This window comes from Streptomyces sp. NPDC002499, from assembly GCF_053595415.1.
Genome location: NZ_JBSFXO010000001.1, coordinates 815,799 through 842,145, shown reverse-complemented (window position 1 = coordinate 842,145; position 26,347 = coordinate 815,799). Strand labels below are relative to the sequence as shown.

Below are 26,347 nucleotides of genomic sequence, written 5' to 3'. Positions count from 1 at the left end.
GCTCCCACCTGCCCCTCGGATCCGCCGCCTGGAGCGGACCGGTACATCAATGGTCGCGCAGGCGGGCGGCCGGAGAAAGCGTGAGGAGGGAGGTGGTCACTTCAGGCCGATGTGCGCCCCCGGTCCCAGCGGCAGGTCGAAGCCGTAGAAGATGCCCAGGATCACCAGCCAGACCGCGAGGAACGGCACGACGAACACCGACAGGCGGGCGATGAGTGTGCCGAGGCGGGCGTCCGGTTCGTAGCGGCGCAGCAGGGCCAGGAGCAGGAAGACGTACGGGTTCATCGGCGTGATGATGCCGGTGGCGGAGTCGCCGATGCGGAACGCGGCCTGGGAGAGCGCCGGGCTCATGCCGAGCAGCATGAACGCGGGCACGAAGACCGGTCCGACCAGCGACCACAGGGCCGAGCCGGAGACGATGAAGAGGTTGAGGCAGGACGCCAGGAGTACGAAGGCCACCAGGACCCAGAAGCCGGTCAGGCCGATGGAGTTCAGCCCGGCGGCGGCCTTCACGGCGAGCAGCACGCCCAGGTTGGACCAGTTGAACAGGGCGATGACCTGCGCGGCGACGAACATCAGGACGATGTAGCCCGACATGTTCTTCACCGACTCGGACATGGCGGTGACCACGCCCTCCGCGCCCGACACCGTCTTCACCGTGAAGCCGTAGGTGAGTCCGGCCAGCAGGAACGCGCCGAACAGCACGGGGACGATGCCGGTGAGCAGCGGTGAGGGCACCAGCGCCCCGCCCTCGCCGCGCAGCGGTGCCCCCTCGGGCAGCCACAGGGACAGCACGGCACTCGCGTACAGGACCACGACCAGGCCGGTCACCAGCAGGCCGCGGCGCTGGACCGGGGTGAGGGTCAGGTCCTGCTCCTCGGGCTCGTCGTCCCCGGGCACGTAGGCCGGCAGCCGCGGTTCCAGGACGCGGCTGATGAGGAAGCCGCCGAGCAGGCCGAGGACGATGCTGCTGGACGCGGTGAAGTAGTAGTTGACCAGGATGTTCAGGTCCAGGCCCTTGGCCGCGGGCAGGACCGAGGCCGCCTGCTGGGTGATGCCGATGTACAGGGCGTCCAGCGAGCCGATGGTGAACCCGGCCGCGTAGCCCGCGCCGACACAGGCGAAGCCGCCGATCAGACCCGCCACGGGGTGGCGCCCCGCGGCCTTGAAGACCACGGCCGCCAGCGGCGGGAGCACGATGGCGGCCACGTCGCTCATCATGTGCGCCTGACAGGCGACCAGCGCCACCAGGTACGGCAGCACCCTGCGCGGGGCGCGGGCCAGGGTGGCCCGCATGACCGTCTCCAGGAGCCCGGTCCGCTCCGCGAGGCCTACCGCCATGATCATGATGAGCACGGCGCCGACCGGCGGGAAGGTGGCGAAGTTGATGACCAGGTTCTGCGTCAGCCAGCTGATCCCCGTGCCGGTGAACAGCCCGGTGACCGGCTTGGTCTCGTCGGTGCCGGGGACCGTGACGGTGACGTCCGCCAGCGAGAGGGCGGTCGAGACGAGGGCCAGGACCAGGAAGAGACAGGTGAACAGGACGATCGGGTTGGGCAGCGCGTTGCCGACCCGCTCGATCAGCCCCAGCACCCGGTCGATGCCGCGTCGGCTTCCGGTCTCCGGGGACTTGCTGTCCGGAGCGGGCAGTTCGGTCAGTGAGGACATCGGCGCTACCGCCTTCCGGTGGTGCCCGCGGCGGGCAGCAGATCTTTGCGTACGACGCCGTCCTGGACGACGCAGACCACGTTCGCCGGATCGCCCAGGACGCCGATGTCCCGCAAGGGGTCGCCGTCGCAGAGGATCAGGTCGGCGGTGCGGCCGGCGGTCAGCGTGCCCAACCGGTCGGCGACACCGAGGAGCTCGGCGGAGGTGCGGGTCCCGGCGACGATGGCCGCCATCGGATCCATGCCGAGATCGACGAGGTAGCTGAGTTCCATCAGGTTCACGCCGTGCGGGCCGACGGCGGCGTCGGTGCCGAGCGCGATCCGGGCACCGTACTCGATGGCCCGGGCGATGTTCTCCTTCGTGATGCCCGACCAGCGGGTCTTCTTCTGGTAATGGAAGTCGGGCATCGTGTCCTTGTCGATCCCCGCGTACACGGTGGACAGCGTCGGGACGACGAACACCTCCCGCTCGCCCGCCAGGTCCAGGGCCCGCTCGTCGAGCCCGTAGCCGTGCTCGATGCTGGTGACACCGCCGCGCAGGGCGTTGAGGATGCCCGCGTTGCCCTGGGCGTGCGCGGCGACGGGCTTGCCGCCGTGGCGTCGGGCCTCGTCGACCACGGCCCGGATCTCCTCCTCCAGGAGGCCCTCGTCGTCGGGCTGGTCGTATGGGCTGCCCATGCCGCCGGTGGCGCAGATCTTCACCAGGTCCGCGCCCTCGCGCAGCACCCGGCGCACCGCGAGCCGGGCCTCGTCGGCGGTGTCGGCGATCTCCGACATCCCGGCGCTGAGGTCGGTGCCGTCGGGCAGGCGTACGTCGGCGTGTCCGCCGGTGTGGCTGATGATCCGTACCGCCGTGTGCAGGCGAGGGCCCACCACCCGGCCGCTCTCCACGGCCGTGCGGAACCCCGCCGACAGGCCGCCCAGGTCGCGGGCGCTGGTGACGCCGGCGTCCAGGGTCTGCCGCAGCCGGGTGACGGTGTCCAGGGTGACCAGGACGGGATCGAGTTCGGCCCGGCGTCCGGGCGCCGAGCCGTGCGCGTAGGCGAGGTGCACGTGGCAGTCGAAGAAGCCGGGCAGGACGGTCAGGCCGGCGGCGTCGATCACACGCGCGTCCGCGGGCCGGTCGGCCGTCGTAGGCTCGGTCGCGGCGGGGCCGGCGTAGGTGATCGTGCCCTGGGCATCGACGGTGATGACGGCGTCGTCGACCGGCGGCGAACCGGTCCCGTCGACGAGCCTGGCGCCGTGTATCCGCAGAGCGGTCCGGGCTTCCCGAATGGTGGGGTGGGTCATGGGGCGCGGTCACTCCTCCGTGGTCGTGGACAGGGAACGGAGTGTGGAGTGCACGGGTCAACCGGATGTCACCATGCAGAATTCGCGCCGGATCCGTGCGACGCGTGCAGAGAAGTGCCGCCCCTGGACGTGCAGGATCGTGCCGCGTTCGAGCTGGACGAACTCGACCGCGCCGTCGTGCACGCGTTGCAGATCCACCCCCGGGCGCCGTGGACGCTGGTCGGCGAGGTGCTCGGGGTGAATTCGGTGACGGTCGCCCGGCGCTGGCAGCGACTGCGGGAGGCGGGCCTGGCCTGGGTGACCGCGTACCCCCGGCTCTCCGACGCGCGGTTCGTCGTGACCGCGGTGGTCGAGGTGGACACCGAGCCGGGGCGCGCCGAGGACGTGGCCGGCATCCTCGCCCGCGAGCCCGCGGTGGCGAACATCAAGCTCACGGCCGGCGGACGCGATCTCGTCCTGTCCGTGCAGACCACAGGCCTGACCGAGCTGGCCCGACTGACCACGCGGCTGTTCCAGAGCACACCGGGCGTACGGGCGAGCCGTACGAACGTGTCGACCGGACTGCCCGCAGAGGGCAGCCGATGGCGGCTGCGGAGCCTGGACGACGTGCAGTGCGCGCGCCTCGAGGCGGCGATCCCGCCGGCCGTCGTCCCCACACCGGCCGCCGAGGCGCGCTGGGACGACCTGGACGCGCACCTGCTTCAGCTGCTCAGCCAGGACGGGCGGATGTCGCTGCGCGACCTGTCGGCGGCGGCCGACACGAGCATCACCACCGTGCGCCGCAGGGTGCAGTCGCTGCTTGCGGCCCGGCTGTCCCTGCGCTGCGACCTGGCCCGGCCGCTGTCGGGGTGGCCGCTGTCCGCCGTGTACTTCGCCTCCGTGCCCGGGCAGCACGTGGAGGAGACCTGCCGGGTCCTGGCCGGGATGCGGGAGGTGCGGGCGTGTGCGATCACCGCCGGGCCGCACAACCTGGTGATCGACGTCTGGCTGCGCGACCTGCGGGACGTGCACTCCTTCGAGGCCCATCTGGCACGCCGGATTCCCCGCCTCGCGGTCGACGACCGCTCGGTGGTGCTGCGCACGGTCAAGCACATGGGGCGGCTGCTGGACGAGGACGGCCGCTGTGTGGGCGTCGTACCGCTGCGGCACCCGCAAGGCCCCCGGGCGGTCGCCGCCGGGGAGGAGAGGATCCCGGCGCTGTAGCCCTCAGGGCTCGCGGTGCGCGTGCGCGGACCGCTCCAGTTCCTCGGCCTCCGCCTCCGCCAGCCGGGTCTCGGCGGCCACGTCGATCGACCGGGTCAGGAACCAGTACAGGATCGCGGAGACGGGCAGCCCGACGAACAGGGAGATGTCGGCGCCGTCGAGCGCGTCGGCGATCGGCCCGGTGTAGAGCGTGCCCACGGAGAAGAACGGGATCATGACCACGAAGCCCACCAGGTACGAGATGATCCCGTGCCAGCCCCAACGCCCGTAGATCCCACGGGGGTTGAAGATCTCGGCGATGGCGTAGTGGCCGCGCCGCACGATGTAGTAGTCCATGAGGTTCACCGCGGTCCAGGGGATGAAGAGGTAGAGGACCAGCAGCAGGAAGTTGTTGAAGTTGGTCAGGAAGTCGGAGGTCGCGGCCATGGCTCCGATCAGCGAGAGGCCCGCGGTGAGGCCGATGGTGAGCAGGCGGACGCCGACGGTCGGGCGGACCCGCTTGAAGGAGTCGATGGCGCTGATCAGGGTCAGCGAACCGCCGTACATGTTGAGCGCGGTGACGGAGATCAGGCCGAGGGCCGCAAACAGCAGCACGATCGCGCCGAAGCCGCTGAACACCTTGTCGCCGGCCGCGTTGATCGAGGCGACCGTGTCGAAGTCCTTGCCCGCCCAGGCGGCGAGCAGGGTGCCCAGGACCATCAGCCAGATGCCGCCGAGGGCCGAGCCGAAGTAGGTCCAGTAGAAGGTCTTGCGGACCGTCACACCCGGCGGGAGGTAGCGCGAGTAGTCGGACACGTAGATCGCCCAGCTGATCTGGTAGCCGGCGACCACGCCGAACTGGGCCAGGAACGGCGTCCACTGGAAGCCGCCGAGGTCGAAGGAGCCCGCCGGGTAGTGCAGGGTGACCAGGACGCCCACGGTGAAGACGCCGAAGACGACGAGGAAGGTGTACGTCAGGAACTGCTCGGCCTTGTGGATGACGTCGTAGCCGACCAGCGCAATGACCAGGGCGACGACGGTCACCACGGCCACCCACGGCTTCACGCCGCCGTGCACCGTGGTGTGCAGGGCCTCGCCCGCCAGGATCGTGTTGAAGACGTTGAAGCCCGCGTACTGGACGTAGGCGAACAGCCACACCAACAGCGCGCCGACGTAACCGAATTGGGGCCGCGACTGGATCATCTGCGGCAGGCCCAACTGAGGGCCCTGGGCCGAGTGGAAGGCCATGAAGAAGGTGCCGATCACGGTGCCCGCGACGATCGCGATGAGCGACCAGATCAGGTTGCCGCCTTCGGTGATGCTGATCAGGCCGACGGCGAGGGTGGCGATCTGCGCGTTCGACATGAACCACAGCGGGCCCAGGTGCCACAGCTTGCCGTGGCGTTCGTCGAGCGGGACGTAGTCGATGGAGCGGGTCTCCAGGCCCGACACCCTGGGCTCTGCTGATGTGGTCATGACGCCTCCAGCGTGTGGATCCGCCCCTGAGGCCACATTCATGCCCCGCCCATGTCCGGTCAAGCGGTCATTACCGACCCTTGACCGGACGGGTGCCGAGGGCAGACGCCAAGGTCAGACCGCTGGGCTCGGAAACGTCGGGTACTCGACACCCGAGACGTGCTGGACCACCCGGACGACCTGGCACGAGTAGCCGAACTCGTTGTCGTACCAGAGGTAGAGGATCGCGTTGTCGCCCTCGACCTTGGTGGCGCCGGCGTCCACGATCGAGGCGTGGCGCGAGCCGATGAAGTCGCTGGAGACCGCGTCGGGGGCCGTGGTGAAGTCGATCTGGCGCTTGAGCGGGGAGGTCAGCGAGACCTCGCGGAGATGGTCGAGGACCTCCTCGCGGGACGTCTCGCGGGAGAGCTGGAGATTCAGGATCGCGATCGAGACGTCCGGCACCGGGACCCGGATCGAGCTGCCGGTGATCCGCGCCTTGAGGTCGGGCAGCGCCTTGGTGACCGCGGAGGCGGCGCCGGTCTCGGTGATGACCATGTTGAGCGGCGCGGAGCGGCCCCGGCGGTCGGCCTTGTGGTAATTGTCCAGCAGGTTCTGGTCGTTGGTGAAGGAGTGCACGGTCTCCACATGGCCGCGCTCCACCCCGAACTCGTCGTCCATCGCCTTCAGCGGCGGCACGATCGCGTTGGTGGTGCAGGACGCGCAGGACAGGATCCGCTCGTCCGGCTTGACGGTGTCGTGGTTGACGCCGTGCACGATGTTCGGGACGTCACCCTTGCCGGGCGCGGTCAGCACGACCTTGTCGATGCCGGGGCGCAGATGCTGCGAAAGCCCTTCCCGGTCACGCCACTTGCCGGTGTTGTCGATGAGGATCGCGTTGCTGATCCCGTACGTCGTGTAGTCGACCTCGGACGGGTCGTCGGCGTAGATCACCTTGATCGCGTTGCCGTTGGCGAAGATCGTGCCGCTCGCCTCGTCGACCGTGATCGTGCCCTGGAACTGGCCGTGGATCGAGTCCCGGCGCAGCAGCGAGGCCCGCTTGACGAGATCCTCGCCGGCGCCTCCGCCACTGCCCCGCACCACGATCGCGCGCAGCCGCAGACCGTTGCCGGAGCCGGCCTTCTCGATCAGCAGCCGGGCGACCAGGCGTCCGATGCGGCCGAAGCCGTAGAGGACGACGTCACGCCCCTCGCCGCGCTCGATCTTGTTGGCGCCCGTGGCACCGGCGACGGCCTCGGCGGTGAACTCCTCGACGCTCAGGCCGCGTTCGTCGCCGCGGTAGGTCGCGGCGAGCATGCCGATGTCGATCTGCGAGGGACCGAGGTCGAGTGTGGTCAGGGCGCGCAGGAAGGGCAGCGTCTCGGTGACCGAGAGTTCCGCGCCGGCGATCTGCCGGGCGAAGCGGTGGGTCTTGAGAATGCTCACCACCGACTTGTTCACCAGGGAGCGGCTGTGCAGCAGCACGGTGACGTCCCGCTCGCGGTGCAGCTTCCCGATGATCGGGATCATCGACTCCGCGGTCTCCTCGCGGGTCTTCCAGTTGGTGAACGAGTCGTCGTTGACAGTCACAGGCTTCTCTTTCGAGCTAGGTGGCGCTCATATGCTAAACCCCTGGTCGTCCAGTCGTTCAGGCGGGGGTTCCGGCCGGAATCGAGACGATCCGGCCGCCGCTGCGTACCTGCGGGGGACGGGGCCGCCCGCCCCGAGACCGTCACCGGACCGATCCAAGGGACACAGAGCATGAACGCAAGCGCAGCCATCGGCGTGACCGGCCTCGGTGTGATGGGCCGCAACCTGGCCCGGAACTTCGCCCGCAACGGCTACACCGTCGCCGTCCACAACCGGTCCGCGGGCCGCACGCACGCGCTCATGGAGGAGTTCGGCCACGAGGGCGCCTTCGTCCCCGCCGAGTCGCCCGCGGAGTTCGTGGCCGCCCTGGAGCGCCCCCGGCGACTGGTGATCATGGTGCAGGCGGGCGCCGCCACCGACGCGGTCATCGACGAGTTCGCGCCGCTGCTGGAGGCCGGCGACATGATCATCGACGCCGGCAACGCCCACTTCGCCGACACCCGCCGCCGCGAGGCCGCCCTGCGCGAACGCGGCCTGCACTTCGTCGGCACCGGCGTCTCCGGCGGCGAGGAGGGCGCGCTGCACGGACCGTCGATCATGGTCGGCGGCTCGGCGGAGTCGTACGCCGTCCTCGGGCCGATGTTCGAGAAGATCAGCGCGTACGTCGACGGCGAGCCGTGTGCCGCCTACATCGGCAGCGACGGCGCCGGGCACTTCGTGAAGATGGTCCACAACGGCATCGAGTACGCCGACATGCAGCTCATCGCCGAGGCCTACGATCTGCTGCGCCAGGTCGCCGGGTACACCCCGCGCGAGATCGCGGACGTCTTCCGGCGCTGGAACGAGGGCCGGCTCGGCTCGTACCTGGTCGAGATCACCGCCGAAGTGCTCGCGCACGTGGACGAGGAGACCGGCGCCCCCTTCGTCGACGTGGTCGCCGACGCCGCCGGACAGAAGGGCACCGGCCGCTGGACCGTGCAGACCGCCCTCGACCTGGCCTCACCGGTCACCGCCATCGCCCAGGCCACCTTCGCGCGCGCCGCCTCCGGGCAGAGCGAGCTGCGTGCCGCCTACGCGGGCCTGCCCGGCGGCACCCGTCCCAAGCTCAGCCGCACCGAGGCCGAGCGCTTCGCCTCCCAGGTCGAGCACGCCCTGTACGCGTCGAAGGTCATCGCCTACGACCAGGGCTGGAAGATGATCCAGGACGCCGCCGCCGAGTACGGCTGGAAGATCGACCTCGGCACGGTCGCCCGGATCTGGCGCGGTGGCTGCATCATCCGCGCCTCCTTCCTCGACCGGATCCGGGCCGCGTACGCCGCCGACCGCGACCTGGTCAGCCTGCTGGGCGAGATGGAGTTCGCGATGGAGATCACCGACGCGCAGGTGCCCTGGCGGGAGACCGTCGCCTCGGCCGCCCGGCGCGGGGTCCCGGTCCCGGCCTTCTCCGCCGCGCTCGCCCACTACGACACCCTGCGCGCCGACCGTCTGCCCGCCGCCCTGCTCCAGGGACAGCGCGACTACTTCGGGGCCCACACCTACGGCCGTACCGACCGCCCGGGCGCCTTCCACACCCAGTGGGCCACGCCCGGCCGCCCCGAGACCACGGCCTGAGCGACCTGACCTGACTCCACCTGATCCGACCCGCCCTGCGCGTCGTCATCGGTTCCGGGCGTGACCATCGCCCGGAACCGGTCGTTCTCGCTTGCATGATCCACTTCAAGCGCGGACTCCTCACCGCCGCCCTCGCGCTCGCCGGTCTCGCGGTCCTGACCGCCCCCGCCGCCCACGCCACCGACAACGTCCCCTGTCACAGCCCCACCAAGCGCACCCTCACCGACCCCTCCAGCGGCCGCACTTGGCCGAACACCGAGGTCCGCTACTGCAACCTCACCCGGGGCCACGTGCCCGTGTACGCGACGCGCTCGCCGGGTGCCGCCGTGGTCGGCTACCTCGAACAGGGCGGCGCGGCCAACTGGTTCGTCACCGAGATGAAGGGCCAGACCTTCCGGGACGGGTCCGCCGAGAACTACTGGTGGGGCAGCACCATGGCGGACAACGGCCGTTGGGGCTGGGTGCCCGAGGTCTACTTCGCGGGCGGCGACAACAACGAGGACGACGCGGGGTTGCTCATGCCCGGCTCCTACACCTGCGCCAACGTGTGCCCGCCGCTGCCCTTCTGGGCGCGCTGACGTCCCGCGAGCGGGCGTTCCGGCGCTCGCTCCCGTCTTGACGCCCCCATTCGGCCGACCTAGCCTCGACTCAACACGTCTAGACAGGTAGGTCGACGATGGCCGATTCGCTGGACTCCACCGACAACAGATCCTCCGGCCGACAGCTCCAGGTGGAAACCCACGGGCTCGACGTGATCGGGGACGCCGAGCGCAAAGGCACCCCGAGGACGCTGTTCTGGCCCTGGTTCGGGGCAAATGTCTCCATTCTCGGGTTGAGTTACGGAGCCTTCGCGCTCGGCTTCGGGATCTCCTTCTGGCAGGCGCTGATCGCGGGCGTGATCGGCATCGTCTTCTCCTTCCTGCTCTGCGGGTTCATCGCCGTCTCGGGCAAGCGCGGCTCCGCGCCGACCATGGTGCTCAGCCGCGCCGCCTACGGCGTACGGGGCAACCGGCTGCCGTCGGTCATCTCCTGGGTGCTCACCGTCGGTTGGGAAACCGTCCTGTGCTCGCTGGCCACCATGGCCACCGCCACCGTCTTCGACCGGCTCGGCTGGGGCGGTGGCACCGGGACCAAGGTCGTCGCCCTGATCGTGGTCGGCGCGCTCACCGTCATCGGCGGTGTGATGGGCTTCGACCTCATCATGCGGCTGCAGACCGTGATCACCGTCGTCACGGGTGTGCTCACCGTCGTCTACATCACGCTGGTCGCCGACCACATCCACTGGCACACCGTCAACGCCCTCCCGGCGGGCTCCGCCCAGGAGTTCATCGGCGCGCTCGTCTTCATGATGACCGGCTTCGGGCTCGGCTGGGTCAACGCCGCCGCCGACTACTCCCGCTATCTGCCGAGGAGTTCGTCGAGCCGGGGCGTCATCGGCTGGACCACCTTCGGCGCTTCGGTGGCGCCCCTGTTCCTGCTGGTCTTCGGCCTGCTGCTGGCCGGCTCCTCGACCAAGCTCAACGCGGCCGTCGCCGCCGACCCGATCGGCGCCCTCACGACGATCCTGCCCACCTGGTTCCTGGTCCCCTTCGCCGTGGTCGCCGTCCTCGGCCTGGTCGGCGGAGCGGTCCTCGACATCTACTCCTCCGGGCTCGCGCTGCTCTCCGCGGGCCTGCGGATCCCCCGCTACCTGGCCGCGCTGGTCGACGGCGTCCTGATGATCGCGGGCTCGATCTACATCGTCTTCGTCGCCGACGACTTCCTCGGCCAGTTCATGGGCTTCCTGACGACGCTGGGCGTGCCCATCGCCGCCTGGTGCGGGATCATGCTCGCCGACCTGTTCCTGCGCCGCCGCGACTACGACGAGGGCGACCTCTACCGCCCGGCCGGCCGCTACGGCGACGTGTCCCTCACCGCGCTGCTGCTCACGCTGGTCGCCACGGCGGTCGGCTGGGGCCTGGTCACCAACGCCGCCGCGAGCTGGCTGGACTGGCAGGGCTACCTGCTCGACCCGTTCGGCCTCGGCGGCAAGTCCGGCGCCTGGGCCTACGCCAACCTCGGGGTCCTCGTCGCCCTCGCCGTCGGCTTCCTCGGCACCCTGGCCCTGGGCCGCGCCCGCGTCCACGCACAGGAGGCGCTGGCACCGAGCCCGGCGACGGGGGAAGGGGTGCCGATCGCATGACTGCCGTGGACGGCCTGCTCACCGTCATCGACATGCAACGCGTCTTCGCCGAGCCCGACAGCCCCTGGGCCACCCCGCGTTACACCGAGGCCGCGGCGGGCGTACGACGTCTGCTACCGGCGTTCGGCGACCGCGTGGCCTTCACCCGCTTCGTGGCCCCCGCGAAACCCGAGGGCTCCTGGCGCCCGTACTACGAGCAGTGGCCCTTCGCCCGCCAGCCGCCGGACGCGCGCCTGTGGGATCTGACCGACGACTTCACCGACCGTCCGGGCCACGTCGTCACCGCCACCACCTTCGGCAAGTGGGGTCCCGAACTCGCCCAGCACGTAGGGCAGGACGGCCGCATGGTCCTGGCCGGTGTCAGCACCGACTGCTGCGTCCTGTCCACCGCCCTCGCCGCAGCCGACGCCGGTATCGAGGTGCTGGTCGCCGCCGACGTCTGCGCGGGCGTCGACGACGACTCGCACGCCAAGGCCCTGCACGTGATGGACCTCTACCGCCCCCTGATCCGGGTGACGACCGCCGCTGAACTCCTTGAGGCGGCCGCCCGATGAGCGAAGTCCGCCTCAAGCACCAGCGGATCACCGAGGTCCTGGCCAAGGAGATCCGCAGCGGCCGCCGCCCGCCCGGGGAGCAACTGCCCGGCGAGCACGCCCTGGCCCAGCGGTTCGGGGTCAGCCGTACGACGATCCGCGCGGCCCTCGCCGAACTCAGCGAGGCCGGACTGATCGCCACCCGCACCGGCAAGGGCTCCTACGTCCTCTTCGACGACCGCCCGCTGGACGACCGGCTCGGCTGGGCCCGCGCCCTCGCCACCCAGGGCATCGACACGCGGGTGCGGACGGTGGCGGTGCGGGGCGTGCGCGAGGTGCCGCTCGCCGCCGAACTCGGCCTGCCCGAGCCGGAGTTCGTGTGCGTGGAGCGGACCCGGGAGCTGGTCGCCGATGCCGTGGTGGTGTCGTACGAACGTAGCTTTCTGCCGCCCGTGCCCGGGATCAGGGAACTGCCGGAGCGGGGTCTGGCGGGGGAGACGCTCACCGAGGTGATGGGGCGGGCGGGGCTGCGTCCCGACCACGGGGAGCAGCGGCTGGGCGGGCGGCGGATAGACGCCCGCGAGGCGGAGCTGCTGCGACGGACTCCGGGCGACTGGTTCCTGGACGCGCGTCGCACGAGCCGGGCGGCGGACGACTCCTTCGTGGAACATGTGGTCAGCCTGCTGGATCCCGAACACTTCAGGCTGACCGTCGAGTTCGGCTGAGCACCGCCCTGCGATGCCCGACACCTCTTCCGCTCAGGAGGCGCCTCCGTGGCAACCGTTCCGCCGCACCGCATCGCCCTGCTCGGCGGGGGCTTCACGCTCGACGAGGACGGACTGCTGGACGACTGGCTGCTCGGGCATGCCCGCGGTCCGCACCCCAAGGTGTGTTTCCTGCCCACCGCGAGTGGAGACTCCCCGGGCTACTCGGAGCGGTTCCTCCAGGTGTTCCGGACGCGCGACGACTGCGAGCCGTCCGTACTGCCGCTGTTCGGGAGGGAGTTGGACGACGAGGCGCTGCGGACCTTCGTGCTCGCCCAGGACGTCGTGTACGTGGGCGGCGGCAACACGGCGAACATGCTCGCGGTGTGGCGCGTGCACGGCGTGGACCGGCTCCTGCGCGAGGCCTACGACCGCGGCACCCTGTTGTGCGGCATGAGCGCCGGCGCCAACTGCTGGGCCGAGGCCTCCCACACCGACTCCTTCGGTTCCCTCGCCGCGCTGACGGACGGGCTCGGCCTGCTCCAGGGTTCGGTCTGCCCCCACTACGACAGCGAACCGGGCCGTCGCACCTCCTACCGGGCCGCCGTCGCCGGTCAGGCGCTGCCCGCCGGATGGGCCCTCGACGACGGGGCGGGAGTCCTGTTCACGGAGGGGCGTCCGACGGAGGCGGTGACCCGGGTGGAGAGTGCGCGCGTGTACCGGGTGGAGCCGGACGGGCGCGGAGGTGTGCGGGAGCGCGCGTTGGAGTGTCGGACGGTTCGCTGAGGCGCGTGGGGATTGAGGTGGTCGGGGTCGGGTACGCGTCCAGGACCCTGCCCCGGGCGATCTTGTCCCGGGCAGGCCGTTCGCACGCCCGCTATCAGGGGATCAGCCATGGAGACACCCGCCCACGACCACGCCGAGACACCCGCCCGCAGGGCGCTGGACGCGTTGTCCGTCAACACCGAGGACACGGCGGCGCTGGCCGCGCTCGCGAACAGTGAGGTGCTCGTGCCGGTGCCCGACGACGCGGAACAGGAGGCGGCCGCCGATCCGGCGGCCGTGGCACTGCCCGTGCTGGAGCAGCCCGACGGAGCGCCGGTGGTGCCCGTGTTCACCTCGGAAGGGGAGTTGGCCGAGCTGCTGCCGTACGTCTCGCGCTACCGTCTGGTGCCGCTGGCCGCACTCGCGTCGCAGTGGCCCGCCGAGGATCTTTCGCTCAGCATCGACGCCGGTTCCGCGCACCCGCTGACGCTCACTTCCGAGGGTGTACGGACCCTGCTGGCCCGGCCCTAGGGGTGGTGTTCGGGCCCGGCCACCGTTCGGAGGGGGAGCGGCCGGGCCCCTGGGACGGGCGCGGGCAGTCTCCCGCCCCCACGCCCCGGCTCACGCGCACAGCGGGGATGAACCGCGCCGACACCGTTCATCCCGCCGCCGTCACGGTCGCCGTACGGACGATATGCCGCCGTAGCGGCGCGGTCGCTCCGGAAAACGCGGGGCCTGTCCGTCTCGCGCTGGTTTCGTGTCCTTTCGCGCGAAGCCGGCCTCACATGGTCCGCAGTGTCTGCGACGGCGGCTCCCCGAAACGGCGTCGGTAGCGCTGCGCGAAGCGGCCCAGGTGGGTGAACCCCCACCGATAGGCGACGTCCGCCACGGTGGTCGTGCCCGGCGCGGAGGCCCGTAACTGGTCACGCACGCGTTGGAGGCGTACCTCGGTGACGTACGCCATGGGGGACATGCCCACGTGCTTGCGGAAAGCGTCCTGGAGGGTCCGCAGACCCACCTGGGCGATCGTCGCGAGCCCGGCCGCGTCGTACGGCTCGGCGGGCAGTTCCTGTACGACGTCCATCACCCGTCTGACCGCTGCGGGCCGCATCGGCGGCGGGTAGGCGAGGTGATCGCGGTAGTCGTGGTCCGCGGCCAGCAACAGGCCTTCCAACAGCGTCTGTTCGAAGCGGCCCCGGATCAGCGGGTTCGACAGCAGGCCCTGGGCGACGTCCGCTTCGAGAAGGGTCCAGCGGGCCAGCGCCGCCCAGCTGCGGGCGGGCCCCCGCGTGACGTCGAGGGCGGGCGCGAACTTCGGCGGGCGCCGCAGCGGGGTGCCGAGCAGGGTCTCCAGGCTGCGGTGCAGGGCGAGTTTGTCGACCTTCACGGTCAGCGCGTCGCAGTCGCTCGACCAGGTGTCCATCCGTATGTGGTACTCCGGGTCGAAGAACAGGGCTCGTTGCTCTGTGGCGTACCCGATGGGCCCGCCGCCCTGCTGCACGCTGCACACGCCCTCCAGCGGCACGATCACGTGGTAGCAGCCCGGTTCGCCGAAACCGAACCGCATCTCCGTGCCGAAGGTGATCCGGCCTACGGTGAGCGCGCCGAGGTCGGCCACGTCCAAGCGGTTGGAGAAGTCGGCCCGTTCGCCCATCACGACGAGCCGCGCGTCGTAGTAGTGGGCCGCGATGGAGTCGTGCGTCTCCTCGACGGAGCGCGTCGCGTATCTGCTGAACTCCGCCGCCCGGTGCGCTGTCTCGGTCAACGTGGCCTCTCCCCGGTGCCCTCCTACACGTCCCAGATGAGCATGGCACCAGTGGCGGCCGGATATGCCTCAGAGGCTCTTGCCGGGGTTGAGGATCCCGCGCGGGTCGAACACCTCCTTCAGCCGCCGCTGCAACGCGTGAGCCGCGGGCCCGAGTTCGTCGGCGACCCACTGCCGCTTCAGCACCCCCACCCCGTGCTCGCCGGTGAGCGTGCCGCCGAGCCGCAGGGCCAGCGCGAAGATCTCGCCCGCCGCCTCCCAGGCCGCGTCGGGCAGCCGGTCGAGGGACGGGTCGACCACGATGATCGGGTGCAGGTTGCCGTCCGCCGCGTGCGCGATGGTGAAGACGGGCACGCCGTGCCGGGCGGAGATGTCCCGGATCTCCCGGGCCGCCTCGGCGAGCCGGGACCGCGGCACCGCGATGTCCTCGATCAGCGGCCGGCCAAGCCGCTCAAGGGCGGGCAGCGCGAGCCGCCGGGCGGCCAGCAGCCGCTCGGCCTCGACCGGATCCGCCGTGGCCTCGACCGCCGAGGCCAGCGGCGCCAGGACCCGCTCGACGACCGCCGCCTCGATGGCCGCTCCGGCGCCGTCGCACTGCACCAGCAGCAGCGCCGTGCCCCGCGCCCGAAGCGCCGGGTCGATCGCGTCGAGGACCGGCCCGTCGACCAGCTCGGCCAGCGCGGGCACCACCCCGGCCCGCGCGATGGCGTACGACGCCTCGGCCGCCGCCTCGAACGAGCCGAACCAGGCCGCGAGCGTCGCCGTCGCCACCGGCACCGGACGCAGCCGCAGGGTCGCCGAGGTGATCACGGCGAGGGTGCCCTCGGAGCCGGTGAGCAGCGCGGTGAGGTCGTAGCCGGTGACGCCCTTGACCGTACGGCTGCCGGTGGTGATCACCGTGCCGTCGGCGAGGACGGCCTCCAGGCCGAGCACGCTGTCCCGGGTCACCCCGTACTTCGCGCAGCGCAGCCCGCCCGCGTTGGTGGCGATGTTCCCGCCGATCGTGGAGATCGCCGCGCTCGCCGGATCCGGCGCGTACCGCAGCCCGTGCGCGGCCGCTGCCCGGTCCAACTCGGCCGTGATCACGCCCGGTTCGACGACGGCGAGCTGGTCGTCGGCCGACAGCTCCCGGATCCGGTTCATCCGGGACAGATCCAGGACGAGCGCGCCCTCGCCGGCCGTCGCACCGCCCGACAGCCCGGTGCCCGCGCCGCGCGGCACCACCGGCACGCCCAGCGCGTTCGCGTGCCGCAGGGTGACGGTGACGTCCTCGGTCCGCTCCGCGTGCACGACGGCGACCGGTTCGCCGTGCGGCCGGGTGCCGGAGCGGTCGGTCGCGTGCGCGGCGAGCACGACCGGGTCGGTGGTCAGCCGGTCGGGCGGCAGATCACGGGCGAGGAGGCCCAGGAACTGCGCGGACACGGTCGTTTCCGGTGCTGCTGTCACGGGTTCAGTGCCTTCGTTCCGATCGCGAGCAGGGAGATGTCCTCCTGGGGCGCGTGCACGGGCGCGCACTGGATGTCGCGGAAGTGCCGCTCCAGGGGGTTGCCGCGGGCCAGCCCCGGATTGCCGAGCAGCCGCACGGCCAGTTCCACGGCCCGCACCGCGTGCCGGTCGGCCAACACGCGTGCGCCGAGGGCCTGTTCGGGGGTGTACGAGGTGTAGTCGGCGTCGAGCCGCGCGGCCCCGCCGAACACCAGCTGCTCGGCGCCGGCGAGCAGCACCTCGATCTCACCGGCGGTCCGGCGGAAGCGTTCCGTACGGGCCACCGGATGACCGAGGTTGGCGGGCACGCGCTCGTGGGCGAAGGTGTGGAAGAACGCCTGCGCGGCCCGGGCGACGCCCAAGTAGAGGGCGGCGAGCGGGAGATGGAGAGCCGCGCCCGCCCGGTTGTCCTGCTCGGCGGCCGGTCCGTGCGGGCCGATCCCGATCACGTGCTCGTAGGGGACCGGCACCTCCCGGAACGTCACGTCGTGGCTGCCGCTGGCCCGCAGCCCCAACTGGTCCCAGCGGCCGGTGATCTCGATGCCGGCGGAACCGCCGGGCACCAGGAAGGTGCCCACACGCGGCTCCGGCTCGTCGGTGGTCGCCCACACCAGGAACCAGTCCAGCCCCTCGGCGCCGGTCACGAAGCGTTTCGTCCCGCTCAGCGACCAGCCGTCGGGGGTGCGCCGGGCGAGGGTCGCGGGGAGTCCGCCGCGCGCGGGGGAGCCCAACTCGGGCTCCACGCGTGCGTGGTTGACGAGGACCGGCCGCTCGAAGGACTCCTTGACCATCCGCGCGTACACCTCGTCCGGCCAGTGCGGCTGTACGGCCTGTCGGGCATGCGTGTTGAGGGTCATCGCCGCGATCAGGGCGACGGACGGGTCGCCCCGGCCGAGCGTGTGGAGGATGCGCGCGCTCTCCTCGACCCGGGCGCCCTTGCCGCCGTACCGCTCGCCGATGGTCGCGGTCAGCAGACCCGCCTCGTGGGCGATCCGAAGGGACTCGGCGGGGAACGCGCCCGACCGGTCGTGTCCGGCGGCCAGTTCGGCGATGCGGTCGATCGTGGTCCGGTCGCTCACAGGGCCTTCTTCAGGTCGGTGTTGAGTTCCGTGGTCCAGAACGACTTCACGTCCAAGTGCTCCTTGAGCGCGCCGAGTTCGGTGAAGGCGTCGGCCACCTTCTGCTGGGAGGCGATCGTGTCGTCGCCGACCGTCCTGGCCTGCGTCGGACGCTGCTTCTGCGCGGCCACCAGGTCGGACTTGGCCTGGGTCAGGGGCTGGTGGGTGGCCTTGGCGGTGACCTTCGCGAAGCCGTCCTCGTGGCCGTCGCGGACGTAGGCGTACGCCTTGGTGACCCGGGCGATCAGATCGGCCGCGGCGGCCTTCTGAGCAGGGCTCTTGAGGACGCTGTCGCGCGCGGACCACAGGAAGTTGCCGGACAGGATGTCCGCGCCGGAGCCGACCGTGCGGGCGCCCTGCTGGTGGGCGGTGATGATCGAGGTGCCGTAGGAGGCGAAGGCGTCGATGCTGCCGCCGTTCAGCGCCGCGAGGCCGTCGTTGGGGAGCAGCGGCTTGGCGTCGATGTCCGACCAGGTGAGACCGGCCTGCTTCAGGAGCTCGTAGAGGAAGTAGTGGGCGGTGGTGTTCTGGACGTAGCCGACCTTCTTGCCCTTCAGGCCTGCGATGTCGGTCACCTTCGAGCCCTCGGGGACGACGACCTCCTGGTTGAGCGTGGCACCCCGCTGGACGGCGACGACCTTGAAGTTGGGCTTGCCGTCGGCGGCCGAGAAGATCGGCGGGATCTCGCTGGAGGAGGCGAGGTCCAGGGCTCCGGCGCGCATCGCCTGGAGCTGCTGGTCGCCGCCCTGGAACAGGCTCCACTTCACCTTGTACGGGGTGTCGTCGAGGTGGGCGTACTTCAGGATCGCCTCGTCGACCTTCCAGCCGGTGTCGCCGACCTTCAGGGTGACGGAGGAGACGTCGGACGAGGACTCGGCCTCGGCATCACCTCCGCAGGCGGCCGCGAAGGGCAGCAGCAGGGCGAGCACGGCGGCGGACGTGCGCAGGGAACGGCGGAACAACACGGAGTCTCCATAAGGGGTTCCTGGAAGGGGAGTTGGGGCGGGTGGTTCAGGCGGCCCGGGACGTGGCCGCGCGGTGGGCGAGCTCCTGGCGGACCAGCGGCAGGACGTGCCGGCCGTAGTCGATCGCGTCGTTGAGCGGGTCGTAGCCGCGGATCGACAGCAGGTCGCAGCCGATGTCGACGTAGTCGAGCAGCGCCTGGGCGACGGTCTCGGGCGTGCCGACGAGGGCGGTCGAGGCGCCGGCGGCGTTGGTGGCGACGGCGGGCGCCGTCCACAGGCAGCGGTCCTGGACCTCGCCGCGCTCGGCGATGTCGAGGAGACGCTGGGAGCCGACGTTGGCCGGGCGGCCGGTCGTGCGGTAGTGGCGCAGCAACTCGGTGTTCCTCGCCTGGTCCTTGAGTACGCCGAGGGTGCGGTGGGCCTTCTCCCAGGCCAGTTCCTCGGTGGGCGCGATGATCGGTCGGAACGACACCCAGATACGGGGGTTCGGGCGCCCGGCGGCCTCCGCGACCGCGTTGACGGCGGCGATCTGCTCCGCCGTCTCCTTCAGCGGCTCGCCCCACAGTCCGAAGATGTCGCCCTGCTGGCCGCCCACCCGGTACGCGTCCTGGGAGGAGCCGCCGACCGAGATCGGGACCAGCCCGTTCACCGGCTTCACGTCGGAGTAGTAGCCCTCGAACTTGAAGTACTTGCCTTCGTGCGAGACGGGTCCTTCGGCCTGCCACACCTTCCGCAGGATCTGGATGTACTCGTCCGAACGCTCGTACCGCTCCTCCTTGTTGAGGTAGTCGCCCTCTCTGCGCTGCTCCTCGTCGCTGCCGCCGGAAATGATGTGCAGCGTCAGCCGGCCGTCACTGATCTGATCCAGCGTGGCCAGGGCACGCGCCGCGTGCGTCGGGAAGATCACGCCGGGGCGGTGGGCGAGGATCGGGCGGACGCGCTCGGTGTGGGTGGCGACGTACTGGGCGACCTGGAAAGCGTCCGGCGAGGCCGAGTGGTAGGCGACCAAAGTGTGGTCGAAGCCGCCGTCGTCCAGAGCGCGGGCGTACTTGCGCAGGTGGTCGCGGTCGAAGCCGGTCCGGCTGGAGGCCGCCGGGCCCGAGGCTCCGGAGTCGGTGTGGACGGCGCTGATGAACTCGACAGGCATGAAGGTCTCCGGTCGCTGGGTGAGGGGTGCTGCTTGACGGGCGCCGTTCGGGAGGCGCCTGTCGAGGGCGCTACTTGAGGACGGAGGTGTCGGCCGACTTCGCCACGTCGACGTTCGGGTCCAGGACGCCGATGCCGTTCATGAGGTCGGCCACGCCCTGCACGGTCGTGTCGATGTCCGGGGTGATCGGCAGGACCTGGCTGTACGCGGCCGAGGCAAGGGTCTTGGCCACCGAGGCGTCGGCGCCATTGCGCTCCTCGATCGCCTTGGCGTAGGCGTCCTGGTGGGTGCTGGTCCACTTCAGGGCCGTACCGAGCCGCTTGAGGAAGTCGCCGAGCGCGGCCTTCTTCTTCGCGTCGCCGAGGGCCTTGTCGGAGGCGTTGATGAAGCCGATGCCGCTGACCCGGCCGTCCGCGCCGTCGACGAGCAGCTTGCCGCCCTGCTCCAGGCCGACGGCCTGGTAGACGCCGAAGGTCGACCAGATCTTGACCTTCCCGGAGGCGAACGCGGCCTGCGCGTCGGTCGGCAGCAGGTACTGCACCTTGACGTCCTTGTAGCTCAGGCCGTTCTGCTTGAGCACGTTGGCCAGCAGGTACTCGGAGATGCTGCCCTTGGCCGAGGACACCACGACCTTCTGGCCCTTGAGGTCCTTGACGCTGTCGATGCCGGAGTTCTTGCGGACGACGATGCCGACGTGCGTGCCGTCGTTCTTGAGGGCGGCGACGTTCTTGACCTTCACCCCGCCGCTCAGCGCCTGGAGCGCCGGCAGGTCCGCGGAGTACCCGGTGTCGGCGGCTCCCGCCTGCACGGCCTGGTAGAGCGGGGCCGCGCCCTCGAACTCGGCCCACTTCACCTTGTATCCGGCGCCCTTGAGGGCGTCCGAGGCGGCGACGATCGTCTGGAGGGTCTTGGCCTGGTCGCCGATGGTCAGGGTGACCTGCTTGGCGGAGGCGTCCGCCGAGGAGTCCGCACCGCAGGCGGTCAGCGCCAGCAGGGCGGTGAAGCTCGTCGCGGCGATGGCGAGTCTGCGTGTCACGAGGGGGTTCCTTCCAGGGTGTGGGTCACGCCGAGCCAGTTCAGGAGGCGGGCGCGCAGGGTCACGAACTCGGGGGCGGTCAGATCGCGCGGGCGGGGCAGGTCGACGGTCACCTCGTGGGCGATCCGGCCCTCGTCCATCACCAGCAGGCGGTCGGCGAGCAGCAGCGCCTCCTCCACGTCATGGGTGACCAGGAGGATCGCGCAGCCGTGCAACCGCCACAGCTCGGCGACCAGTTGCTGCACCTTGCCCCGCGTCAGGGCGTCCAGGGCGCCGAACGGCTCGTCCAGGAGCAGCAGTTCGGGCTCGCGCACCAGGGCCCGGGCGAGCGAGACGCGCTGCGCCTGACCGCCGGAGAGGGTCTTGGGCCAGACGGAGGCGCGCTCCGCGATGCCGACCTCGTCCAGAGCCTTCTCGGCGAGGGCCCGGTCCGGGCGCCCCGGCAGACCGAGGACGACGTTGCGCCACACCTTCAACCAGGGCAGCAGGCGCGGCGACTGGAAGGCGGCGCTGCGCCGGGCCGGCACGGTCACCTCGCCGCCGATCTCGTCGTCGAGCCCGGCGAGGATCCGCAGCAACGTCGACTTGCCGCAACCGCTGTGCCCGAGAAGGGCCACGAACTCGCCCTCACGGATGTCCAGATCGAGTTCGTGCAGGACGGTGTTGCCGTCGAAGGCTCGCGAAAGCCCTCGTATTTCAACGGAGTTGGCCATGTCTACGCCTCGCCCTCGAAGTTGGCCCGCCAGGTCAGCAGCCGCCGCGACAGGATCCGGACGGCGAAGTCGCAGGCGAGACCGAGCAGCGCGTACACGACCAGGCACAGCACGATGACGTCCGTGCGGAAGTACTGCTGGGCGTTGCTCATCAGATAACCGAGCCCCGCGTCCGCGTTGATCTGCTCGGCGAAGACCAGCGCGAGCCAGGCGGTGGACAGGGCGTACCGCAGGCCCACAAGGGCACCGGGCAGCGCGCTCGGCAGGATGACGTACTTGATCAGACCGAGCCGGCCGAGCCCCATCATCCGTGCGGCCTCGACGAGTTGGGAGTCGGTGGAGCGGATGCCGCCGTAGATGTTGAAGTACAGCGGGTAGGTCACGCCGAGCGCGACCAGCGCGATCTTCGGTGTCTCCTCGATGCCGAACCAGACGATGAACAGCGGGATCAGGCCCACCCAGGGGATGGCCCGGAACATGCCCATCGAGGAGTCGATGACGTCCTCGCCGAGCCGGAACAGGCCGGCCAGCAGAGACAGGCCGAGTGCGACGGTCGCGCCGATCAGGAAGCCGATGGCGGCCCGGCGGCCCGACGCGGCGATGGCGCTGGGCAGTTCGCCGTTCTTCGTCAGCTCGACGGCCTGGCGTACGACGTCGACGGGTGAGGCCAGGACCGACTCGGGGAGCACTCCGGTGGCCGAGGTCAGGAACCACAGGAGGATCAGGCCCACGGGACCCGCGGCCCGGCGCACCGAGCGGGGAACGGTGAAGCGGCGGCTGGACTTGGTGGTGCCGCGGATGGTGACGCGGGCGGCGGGCGAGGGAGCCTCCGGTCGGTCCTGGTCGGGCAGGATCCCCACGTCCAGCGGTTTCGTCGTCATGGCGGGGTTTCTCCTCAGTCCGGCAGCGGGCCGGTGGCGGCCAGGCGGGCGGGATCGGTGGACCAGGCGGACCAGGAGCCGGGGAAGAGGACGGCCTCGAATCCTGCGATCTCCAGTGCGGCGATCTGATGGGCGGCGGTCACGCCGGAGCCGCAGTAGACGCCGATCCGGTCGGCCGTCCCGGCACCCCGCTTCTCGAAGCGTTCGCGCAGCGCGTCGGCTGGCAGGAAGGTCCCGTCGGCGGCCAGGTTCTCGCCCGTGGGAGCGGAGACGGCGCCCGGGATGTGGCCCGCGCGTGGATCCACCGGCTCCACCTCGCCGCGGTACCGCTCGGCGGCCCGCGCGTCCAACAGCAGTCCGGTGGCGGCGAGTTCGGCGGCGCCGTCGGCGTCGGTGATCGGCAGGCCGCCCGCCGTCAGGACGACGTCCCCGGGCGGCGGGTCGGCCGCGATCCCCGACTCCAGCGGCAGCCCGGCCGACCGCCAGGCGCCCAATGCCCCGTCCAGGAGGGTCACTTGCTCGACGCCCGCGTACCGCAGCAGCCACCAGGCTCGCGCCGCGGCCGTGTTGCCCAGGTCGTCGTGCACGACGACGGCCTGCCCCTGACGCAGGCCCCAACGCCGGGCCGCCGCCTGCAGCTCGGCGAGGTCGGGCAGCGGATGCCGTCCGCCCTCCGGGGTGGCCGGCGCTGCCAGTTCGCGGTCGAGGTCGACGTAGACCGCGCCCGGGATGTGGGCGTCGGCGTAGTGGTCGCGGCCGTGCGGATCGCCCAGCGCCCAGCGGACGTCGAGCACGACCGGCGGGGTGTCGGAGGCCAGCAGGTCGCGCAGTTCGGTGACGGTGGTCGTGACGCTCATGCCTGGTCCTCCGCGATCACGGGCAGCTCGGGGGAGAGCCGCAGTCGCTCCAGGAAGAGCACGACGGTGGCGGCGGAGGTGCGGTGCAGGGCGTCGTTGAGGACGTCGTGCCGACCGGCGTTGAAGGTCACCGCGTGGACGCCGGGGTGCCCCGCGTACGCGCTCAGCGCCTCCTCGACCGGGCTCACCTCGTCGTCCTTGCCGTGCAGGGCGAGGACCGGGACCTGGACGCGGTCCAGCCGGAGTTCGGGCAGGTCAGGGGTCTCGGTCAGGGCTCCGCGCCGGAAGTCCGGGTCGTTCGTGAGCCGGCCCTGGTGCGTGGGGCAGGCGGTCCGGGCGGCTGCCTCCTCCTCCCAACTCCCCTTGTTCCAGGGCGTGGTGGGCAGGCCGACCAGGATCAGCGCGTCCAGGCCCGGGATCTGCTCGGCGGCGAGGTGGGCGGCGTGGCGGGCGCCGGTGTCCGAGCCGACCAGCACCTTCGGGCCCGGCAGAGACTCGTCGGCCAGCAGCTTCGCGGCCTCGTCGAGCACGGACGGATCGGCGGTCGGGTCGCCGAGGGCGCGCACCCGGTAGGCGTCGAAGGCGAGCCGACGGCCGAACCGCTCGTACACACCGCCGTGTTCACCCCGTCCCGCGAGCACGATCAACGTGCCGCGCGCGGCGAGGCCTTCGGGTTCGTCCCAGGAGAAGGATGCGGACATGAGGGGGCAACTCCCGTTGCGTCGGGGGACAGGGTGGGGGTGGGCAGAGAGGCGGGCCGGCAGACGGCGAGGGAAGAGGGCGCGCGAAAGCGGCTGTCACGTGTCAGCGAGGGCTGATGCCTGGGTACGCGGAAGTGATCAGCTCGGACGGTGGCGGGCCACCGAAGGGAAGGTCAGCGACAGAGCGCGCTGCACGCCACGCCGAAGTCAATGACTCGGCGCTGCGTCAGAAGGGCAGCGGAAGCGGTCGCGGGCAACATGTGTTCATCATGACCGGACATGACCGATCGCGTCCAACGATGATTCCGCATCGAAACCGATCAGGAATCGCGATCGATCGCCGAGAGCGGTTACTGTCGCGGGATGTCCCCACCTGTCCTCGACATCGTGGCCCTGCGCAGCCTGTCCGCGATCGCCGACTGCGGCGGCTTCCACCGGGCCGCCCGGACGCTCGCCCTCAGCCAGTCCGCGGTCAGTCAGCACGTGCGCAGACTGGAGAAGGCGCTGGGCAGCCCGGTCGTCGAGCGCGACGGCCGCGGCACCCGGTTCACCCCGGAGGGGCGACGGCTGCTGGAACAGGCCCGGCGGATCCTCGCCGTGCACGACGAAGCCGTACGGACCCTGCTCGGTTCGGAGGGGGACACGGTCACCGTCGGCACCACCGAGCACGCGGCCGACCAGTTCCTGCCCCGGCTGACCGCGGCCGTCCAGGAGGTGCGGCCAGGGTGTCGGGTGCGGTTCCGCATCGACCGGTCGGCCCGGCTTGTGGAGGCCGTGGAGCGGGGGAGCGTGGATGTCGCGGTGTACGTCACCGAGGCCGCCGCGACCGAGGGCACCCGGGTCGGCGGCCTGCCGCTCGGCTGGCACGCCGTCCCCGGCTGGGCACCGCCGCCGACGCCCGCGCCCGTGCCGCTGGTCGCCATCGAGGACCCGTGCGCGATCCGCCGCCGGGCCATCGCCACCCTCGCCGCGCACGGCGTGCCGGCCACGGTCGTGGGTGACGCGGGATATCTCGCGGGCGTCCTCGACATCGCCCGCACCGGCGAGGGCGTGGCCCTGCTCGCCGCCGTGGGACCAGCCCCCGACGGGCTCACCCTCTACGAGGGCCTGCCGGCGGTCACCCCGATCCCGATGAGCGCCCTGGCCCGCCCGGGCGCGGACCCGGCGACGACGGAGGCGGCCTTCGCGGCCGTACGGGATCTGCTGCGTCCGGAGTGACGTTCGGAGCCGCCAGGACCTGCTGAACCGCCCGTTCACGGAGGAGGATCGTCCTCGGGACCCTGCACATCATGCGAAGGGGAGACCGATGACGGACCGTACGTATCTCAAGCCGCCGTGGATGCAGCGGCACGTGGGCAACCGGCTGGCACCGCTGTTCGGGCGCTCGATGGTGTCCAAGCTGTCGGTGCGCGGGCGGAAGAGCGGGCGGTGGCTGACGGTGCCGGTCGCCGTGCTGGAGCACGAGGGCGAGCGCTACCTCGTGTCGTACCGGGGCCTCAGCGACTGGGCGCTGAACCTGCGGGCCGCGCCCGAGTGCCGGGTGACCTCGCGCGGCCGGACCGAGGAGCTCGTCGCCGAGGAGGTCCCCGAGGCGGAGCGGCCGCCGCTGATGGTGGCCTACCGGGAGAAGTACGGCAGCATGCCGACGGTCTCCCAGGTGCTCACGGCGCTGCCCGACCCGGCGGACCATCCGGTGTTCCGGCTGCGGGCGCGGGCCTGACGGCCGTCACGCGGTGGCGGTCGCGGCGGCCGGCTGCGGGAACGTGACGCCGGTCAGTTCCTCGGAAGCGGTCCACAGGCGGCGGGCCGTCGCCGGGTCGCTGGCGGCGGAGGAGCGGCCGACCAGGGCCGGGGCGCCACGCATCTCGGCGAGCCCGTCCGGGCCCAGGTAACTCGCGCCGGGCAGGTCCTGCGTGGCGGCGTACAGGGTCGGCAGCGCGCCGGCCTTGTTGTCCTGGGCCACGAAGCGGTTTCCGATCCGCATGAAGACGCGGCGCAGCACACTGCCGTCATGGCTCTGGAGGTTGGTGGCGGCCCACCCGGGGTGTGCGCTCAGGGCACGTACGGACGAGCCCGACTCGGTGAGGCGGCGCTGGAGTTCGAGGGTGAACAGCAGGTTGGCCAGCTTGGACTGGCTGTAGGCCTTCATCGGCGCGTACTCGCCGGTGAGGTCGAGGTTGTCGAAGTGGATGTACGGGCTGCCCGGCATCCGGTGCGCGCCGGACGCCACCGTCACCACGCGGTCGGTGATGTGCGGCAGCAGCAGATTCGTCAGGGCGAAGTGGCCCAGGTGATTGGTGCCGAACTGCGTCTCGAAGCCGTCCTTGGTGCGCGACTCCGGGATGTTCATGACGCCGGCGTTGTTCACGAGCAGGTCCAGGTCGCCCTGCCAGCCGGCGGCGAACTCGCGTACGGAGGAGAGGTCGGCCAGGTCGAGCCGACGCACCTCCACGCTGCCGCGCAGGCCCGCGGCGGCGGCCTCGCCGCGCTTCGGGTCCCGTACCGCGAGCACCACGTGGGCGCCCGCTTCGGCCAGCGCCGTGACGGTGGCGATGCCGAGACCGCTGTTGGCCCCGGTGACGACGGCCGTGCGGCCGGTCTGGTCGGGGATGTCGGAGACGTTCCACTTGCTGGGTGCAGTAGTCATGCCAGCCAATGTAGGCGCCGCCAACAATGCTGTCAACGACAACAATGGTGACG

25 protein-coding genes are annotated in these 26,347 nt (G+C 71.3%); 10 read left to right on the top strand and 15 right to left on the bottom strand.

From position 1 onward, the window contains the following. Positions 1-96: 96 nt before the first annotated feature. Complete coding sequence (locus tag ACWD5F_RS03825) at positions 97-1,668, bottom strand: AbgT family transporter (protein WP_451250717.1); 1,572 nt, start codon at positions 1,666-1,668, stop codon at positions 97-99. A 5-nt stretch (positions 1,669-1,673) separates the two neighbouring features. Next, the gene (locus ACWD5F_RS03820; protein WP_451250715.1) at positions 1,674-2,957 is read right to left on the bottom strand and encodes an amidohydrolase family protein; all 1,284 of its coding nucleotides are present in this window, start codon (positions 2,955-2,957) and stop codon (positions 1,674-1,676) included. A 129-nt stretch (positions 2,958-3,086) separates the two neighbouring features. Between ACWD5F_RS03820 and ACWD5F_RS03815 the strand changes: the two genes are divergently transcribed. Next, on the top strand, positions 3,087-4,160 hold the full coding sequence (locus tag ACWD5F_RS03815; RefSeq protein ID WP_451250713.1) for an Lrp/AsnC family transcriptional regulator: 1,074 nt from the start codon (positions 3,087-3,089) through the stop codon (positions 4,158-4,160). 3 nt (positions 4,161-4,163) lie between these two features. On the opposite strand, the gene ACWD5F_RS03810 is transcribed toward ACWD5F_RS03815, so the two are convergent. Both ACWD5F_RS03810 and ACWD5F_RS03805 read right to left on the bottom strand, forming a co-directional pair. Continuing rightward, the gene (locus ACWD5F_RS03810; protein ID WP_451250711.1) at positions 4,164-5,615 is read right to left on the bottom strand and encodes a purine-cytosine permease family protein; all 1,452 of its coding nucleotides are present in this window, start codon (positions 5,613-5,615) and stop codon (positions 4,164-4,166) included. 114 nt (positions 5,616-5,729) lie between these two features. Further along, positions 5,730-7,184, bottom strand: coding sequence for a glyceraldehyde-3-phosphate dehydrogenase (locus ACWD5F_RS03805; protein WP_451250709.1), 1,455 nt, complete (start codon positions 7,182-7,184; stop codon positions 5,730-5,732). 171 nt (positions 7,185-7,355) lie between these two features. On the opposite strand from ACWD5F_RS03805, the gene gndA reads away from it, so the two are divergent. The 7 genes from gndA to ACWD5F_RS03770 all read left to right on the top strand — a co-directional run bounded on the left by gndA (position 7,356) and on the right by ACWD5F_RS03770 (position 13,510). Continuing rightward, a complete protein-coding gene (gene gndA / locus ACWD5F_RS03800; RefSeq protein ID WP_451250707.1) occupies positions 7,356-8,795 on the top strand; it encodes an NADP-dependent phosphogluconate dehydrogenase in 1,440 nt (479 codons plus the stop codon). Between the two features lie 95 nt (positions 8,796-8,890). Then, on the top strand, positions 8,891-9,373 hold the full coding sequence (locus ACWD5F_RS03795; RefSeq protein ID WP_451250705.1) for a hypothetical protein: 483 nt from the start codon (positions 8,891-8,893) through the stop codon (positions 9,371-9,373). 98 nt (positions 9,374-9,471) lie between these two features. Continuing rightward, on the top strand, positions 9,472-10,977 hold the full coding sequence (locus tag ACWD5F_RS03790; protein WP_451250703.1) for a purine-cytosine permease family protein: 1,506 nt from the start codon (positions 9,472-9,474) through the stop codon (positions 10,975-10,977). Next, positions 10,974-11,531, top strand: a complete 558-nt coding sequence (locus ACWD5F_RS03785) for a cysteine hydrolase family protein (RefSeq protein ID WP_451250701.1) — start codon at positions 10,974-10,976, stop codon at positions 11,529-11,531. The genes ACWD5F_RS03790 and ACWD5F_RS03785 overlap by 4 nt, the downstream gene beginning before the upstream one ends. Beyond that, positions 11,528-12,235 (top strand): GntR family transcriptional regulator, encoded by a 708-nt coding sequence (locus ACWD5F_RS03780; protein ID WP_451250700.1) that lies wholly within the window; start codon positions 11,528-11,530, stop codon positions 12,233-12,235. The genes ACWD5F_RS03785 and ACWD5F_RS03780 overlap by 4 nt, the downstream gene beginning before the upstream one ends. 48 nt (positions 12,236-12,283) lie before the next feature. Continuing rightward, on the top strand, positions 12,284-13,000 hold the full coding sequence (locus ACWD5F_RS03775) for a Type 1 glutamine amidotransferase-like domain-containing protein (RefSeq protein ID WP_451250698.1): 717 nt from the start codon (positions 12,284-12,286) through the stop codon (positions 12,998-13,000). Between the two features lie 108 nt (positions 13,001-13,108). Further along, positions 13,109-13,510 carry an SseB family protein gene (locus ACWD5F_RS03770; RefSeq protein ID WP_451250696.1) on the top strand — a complete coding sequence of 134 codons (402 nt, stop codon included), beginning with the start codon at positions 13,109-13,111 and terminating at the stop codon, positions 13,508-13,510. A 250-nt stretch (positions 13,511-13,760) separates the two neighbouring features. Here the strand turns inward: ACWD5F_RS03770 and ACWD5F_RS03765 are convergent, their stop codons facing one another. The 10 genes from ACWD5F_RS03765 to ACWD5F_RS03720 all read right to left on the bottom strand — a co-directional run bounded on the left by ACWD5F_RS03765 (position 13,761) and on the right by ACWD5F_RS03720 (position 23,647). Then, entirely contained in the window at positions 13,761-14,744 is a 984-nt protein-coding gene (locus ACWD5F_RS03765; protein WP_451250694.1) for an AraC family transcriptional regulator, read from the bottom strand. 69 nt (positions 14,745-14,813) lie between these two features. Further along, entirely contained in the window at positions 14,814-16,190 is a 1,377-nt protein-coding gene (locus ACWD5F_RS03760; RefSeq protein ID WP_451250692.1) for an FAD-binding oxidoreductase, read from the bottom strand. Then, complete coding sequence (locus tag ACWD5F_RS03755; RefSeq protein ID WP_451250690.1) at positions 16,187-17,308, bottom strand: acyl-CoA dehydrogenase family protein; 1,122 nt, start codon at positions 17,306-17,308, stop codon at positions 16,187-16,189. Before ACWD5F_RS03755 ends, ACWD5F_RS03760 begins: the two co-directional genes overlap by 4 nt. Then, positions 17,305-18,312 (bottom strand): PhnD/SsuA/transferrin family substrate-binding protein, encoded by a 1,008-nt coding sequence (locus ACWD5F_RS03750; RefSeq protein WP_451250688.1) that lies wholly within the window; start codon positions 18,310-18,312, stop codon positions 17,305-17,307. Before ACWD5F_RS03750 ends, ACWD5F_RS03755 begins: the two co-directional genes overlap by 4 nt. 46 nt (positions 18,313-18,358) lie before the next feature. Next, a complete protein-coding gene (locus ACWD5F_RS03745) occupies positions 18,359-19,459 on the bottom strand; it encodes an LLM class flavin-dependent oxidoreductase (RefSeq protein ID WP_451250686.1) in 1,101 nt (366 codons plus the stop codon). A gap of 70 nt (positions 19,460-19,529) precedes the next feature. Then, the gene (locus ACWD5F_RS03740) at positions 19,530-20,495 is read right to left on the bottom strand and encodes an ABC transporter substrate-binding protein (protein ID WP_451250685.1); all 966 of its coding nucleotides are present in this window, start codon (positions 20,493-20,495) and stop codon (positions 19,530-19,532) included. Beyond that, the gene (locus ACWD5F_RS03735) at positions 20,492-21,208 is read right to left on the bottom strand and encodes an ABC transporter ATP-binding protein (RefSeq protein WP_451250683.1); all 717 of its coding nucleotides are present in this window, start codon (positions 21,206-21,208) and stop codon (positions 20,492-20,494) included. Before ACWD5F_RS03735 ends, ACWD5F_RS03740 begins: the two co-directional genes overlap by 4 nt. Before the next feature lie 2 nt (positions 21,209-21,210). Then, positions 21,211-22,089, bottom strand: a complete 879-nt coding sequence (locus ACWD5F_RS03730; RefSeq protein WP_451250681.1) for an ABC transporter permease — start codon at positions 22,087-22,089, stop codon at positions 21,211-21,213. Between the two features lie 14 nt (positions 22,090-22,103). Further along, a complete protein-coding gene (locus tag ACWD5F_RS03725; protein WP_451250679.1) occupies positions 22,104-22,946 on the bottom strand; it encodes a sulfurtransferase in 843 nt (280 codons plus the stop codon). Next, positions 22,943-23,647, bottom strand: coding sequence for an alpha/beta hydrolase (locus tag ACWD5F_RS03720; protein WP_451250677.1), 705 nt, complete (start codon positions 23,645-23,647; stop codon positions 22,943-22,945). The genes ACWD5F_RS03725 and ACWD5F_RS03720 overlap by 4 nt, the downstream gene beginning before the upstream one ends. A gap of 363 nt (positions 23,648-24,010) precedes the next feature. Here ACWD5F_RS03720 and ACWD5F_RS03715 point away from each other — a divergent pair, with 363 nt between their 5' ends. Beyond that, positions 24,011-24,865, top strand: coding sequence for a LysR family transcriptional regulator (locus tag ACWD5F_RS03715; RefSeq protein ID WP_451250676.1), 855 nt, complete (start codon positions 24,011-24,013; stop codon positions 24,863-24,865). Between the two features lie 88 nt (positions 24,866-24,953). After that, positions 24,954-25,367, top strand: coding sequence for a nitroreductase family deazaflavin-dependent oxidoreductase (locus tag ACWD5F_RS03710; RefSeq protein WP_451250674.1), 414 nt, complete (start codon positions 24,954-24,956; stop codon positions 25,365-25,367). 6 nt (positions 25,368-25,373) lie between these two features. On the opposite strand, the gene ACWD5F_RS03705 is transcribed toward ACWD5F_RS03710, so the two are convergent. Continuing rightward, the gene (locus ACWD5F_RS03705) at positions 25,374-26,294 is read right to left on the bottom strand and encodes an oxidoreductase (RefSeq protein WP_451250672.1); all 921 of its coding nucleotides are present in this window, start codon (positions 26,292-26,294) and stop codon (positions 25,374-25,376) included. Positions 26,295-26,347: the final 53 nt, after the last annotated feature.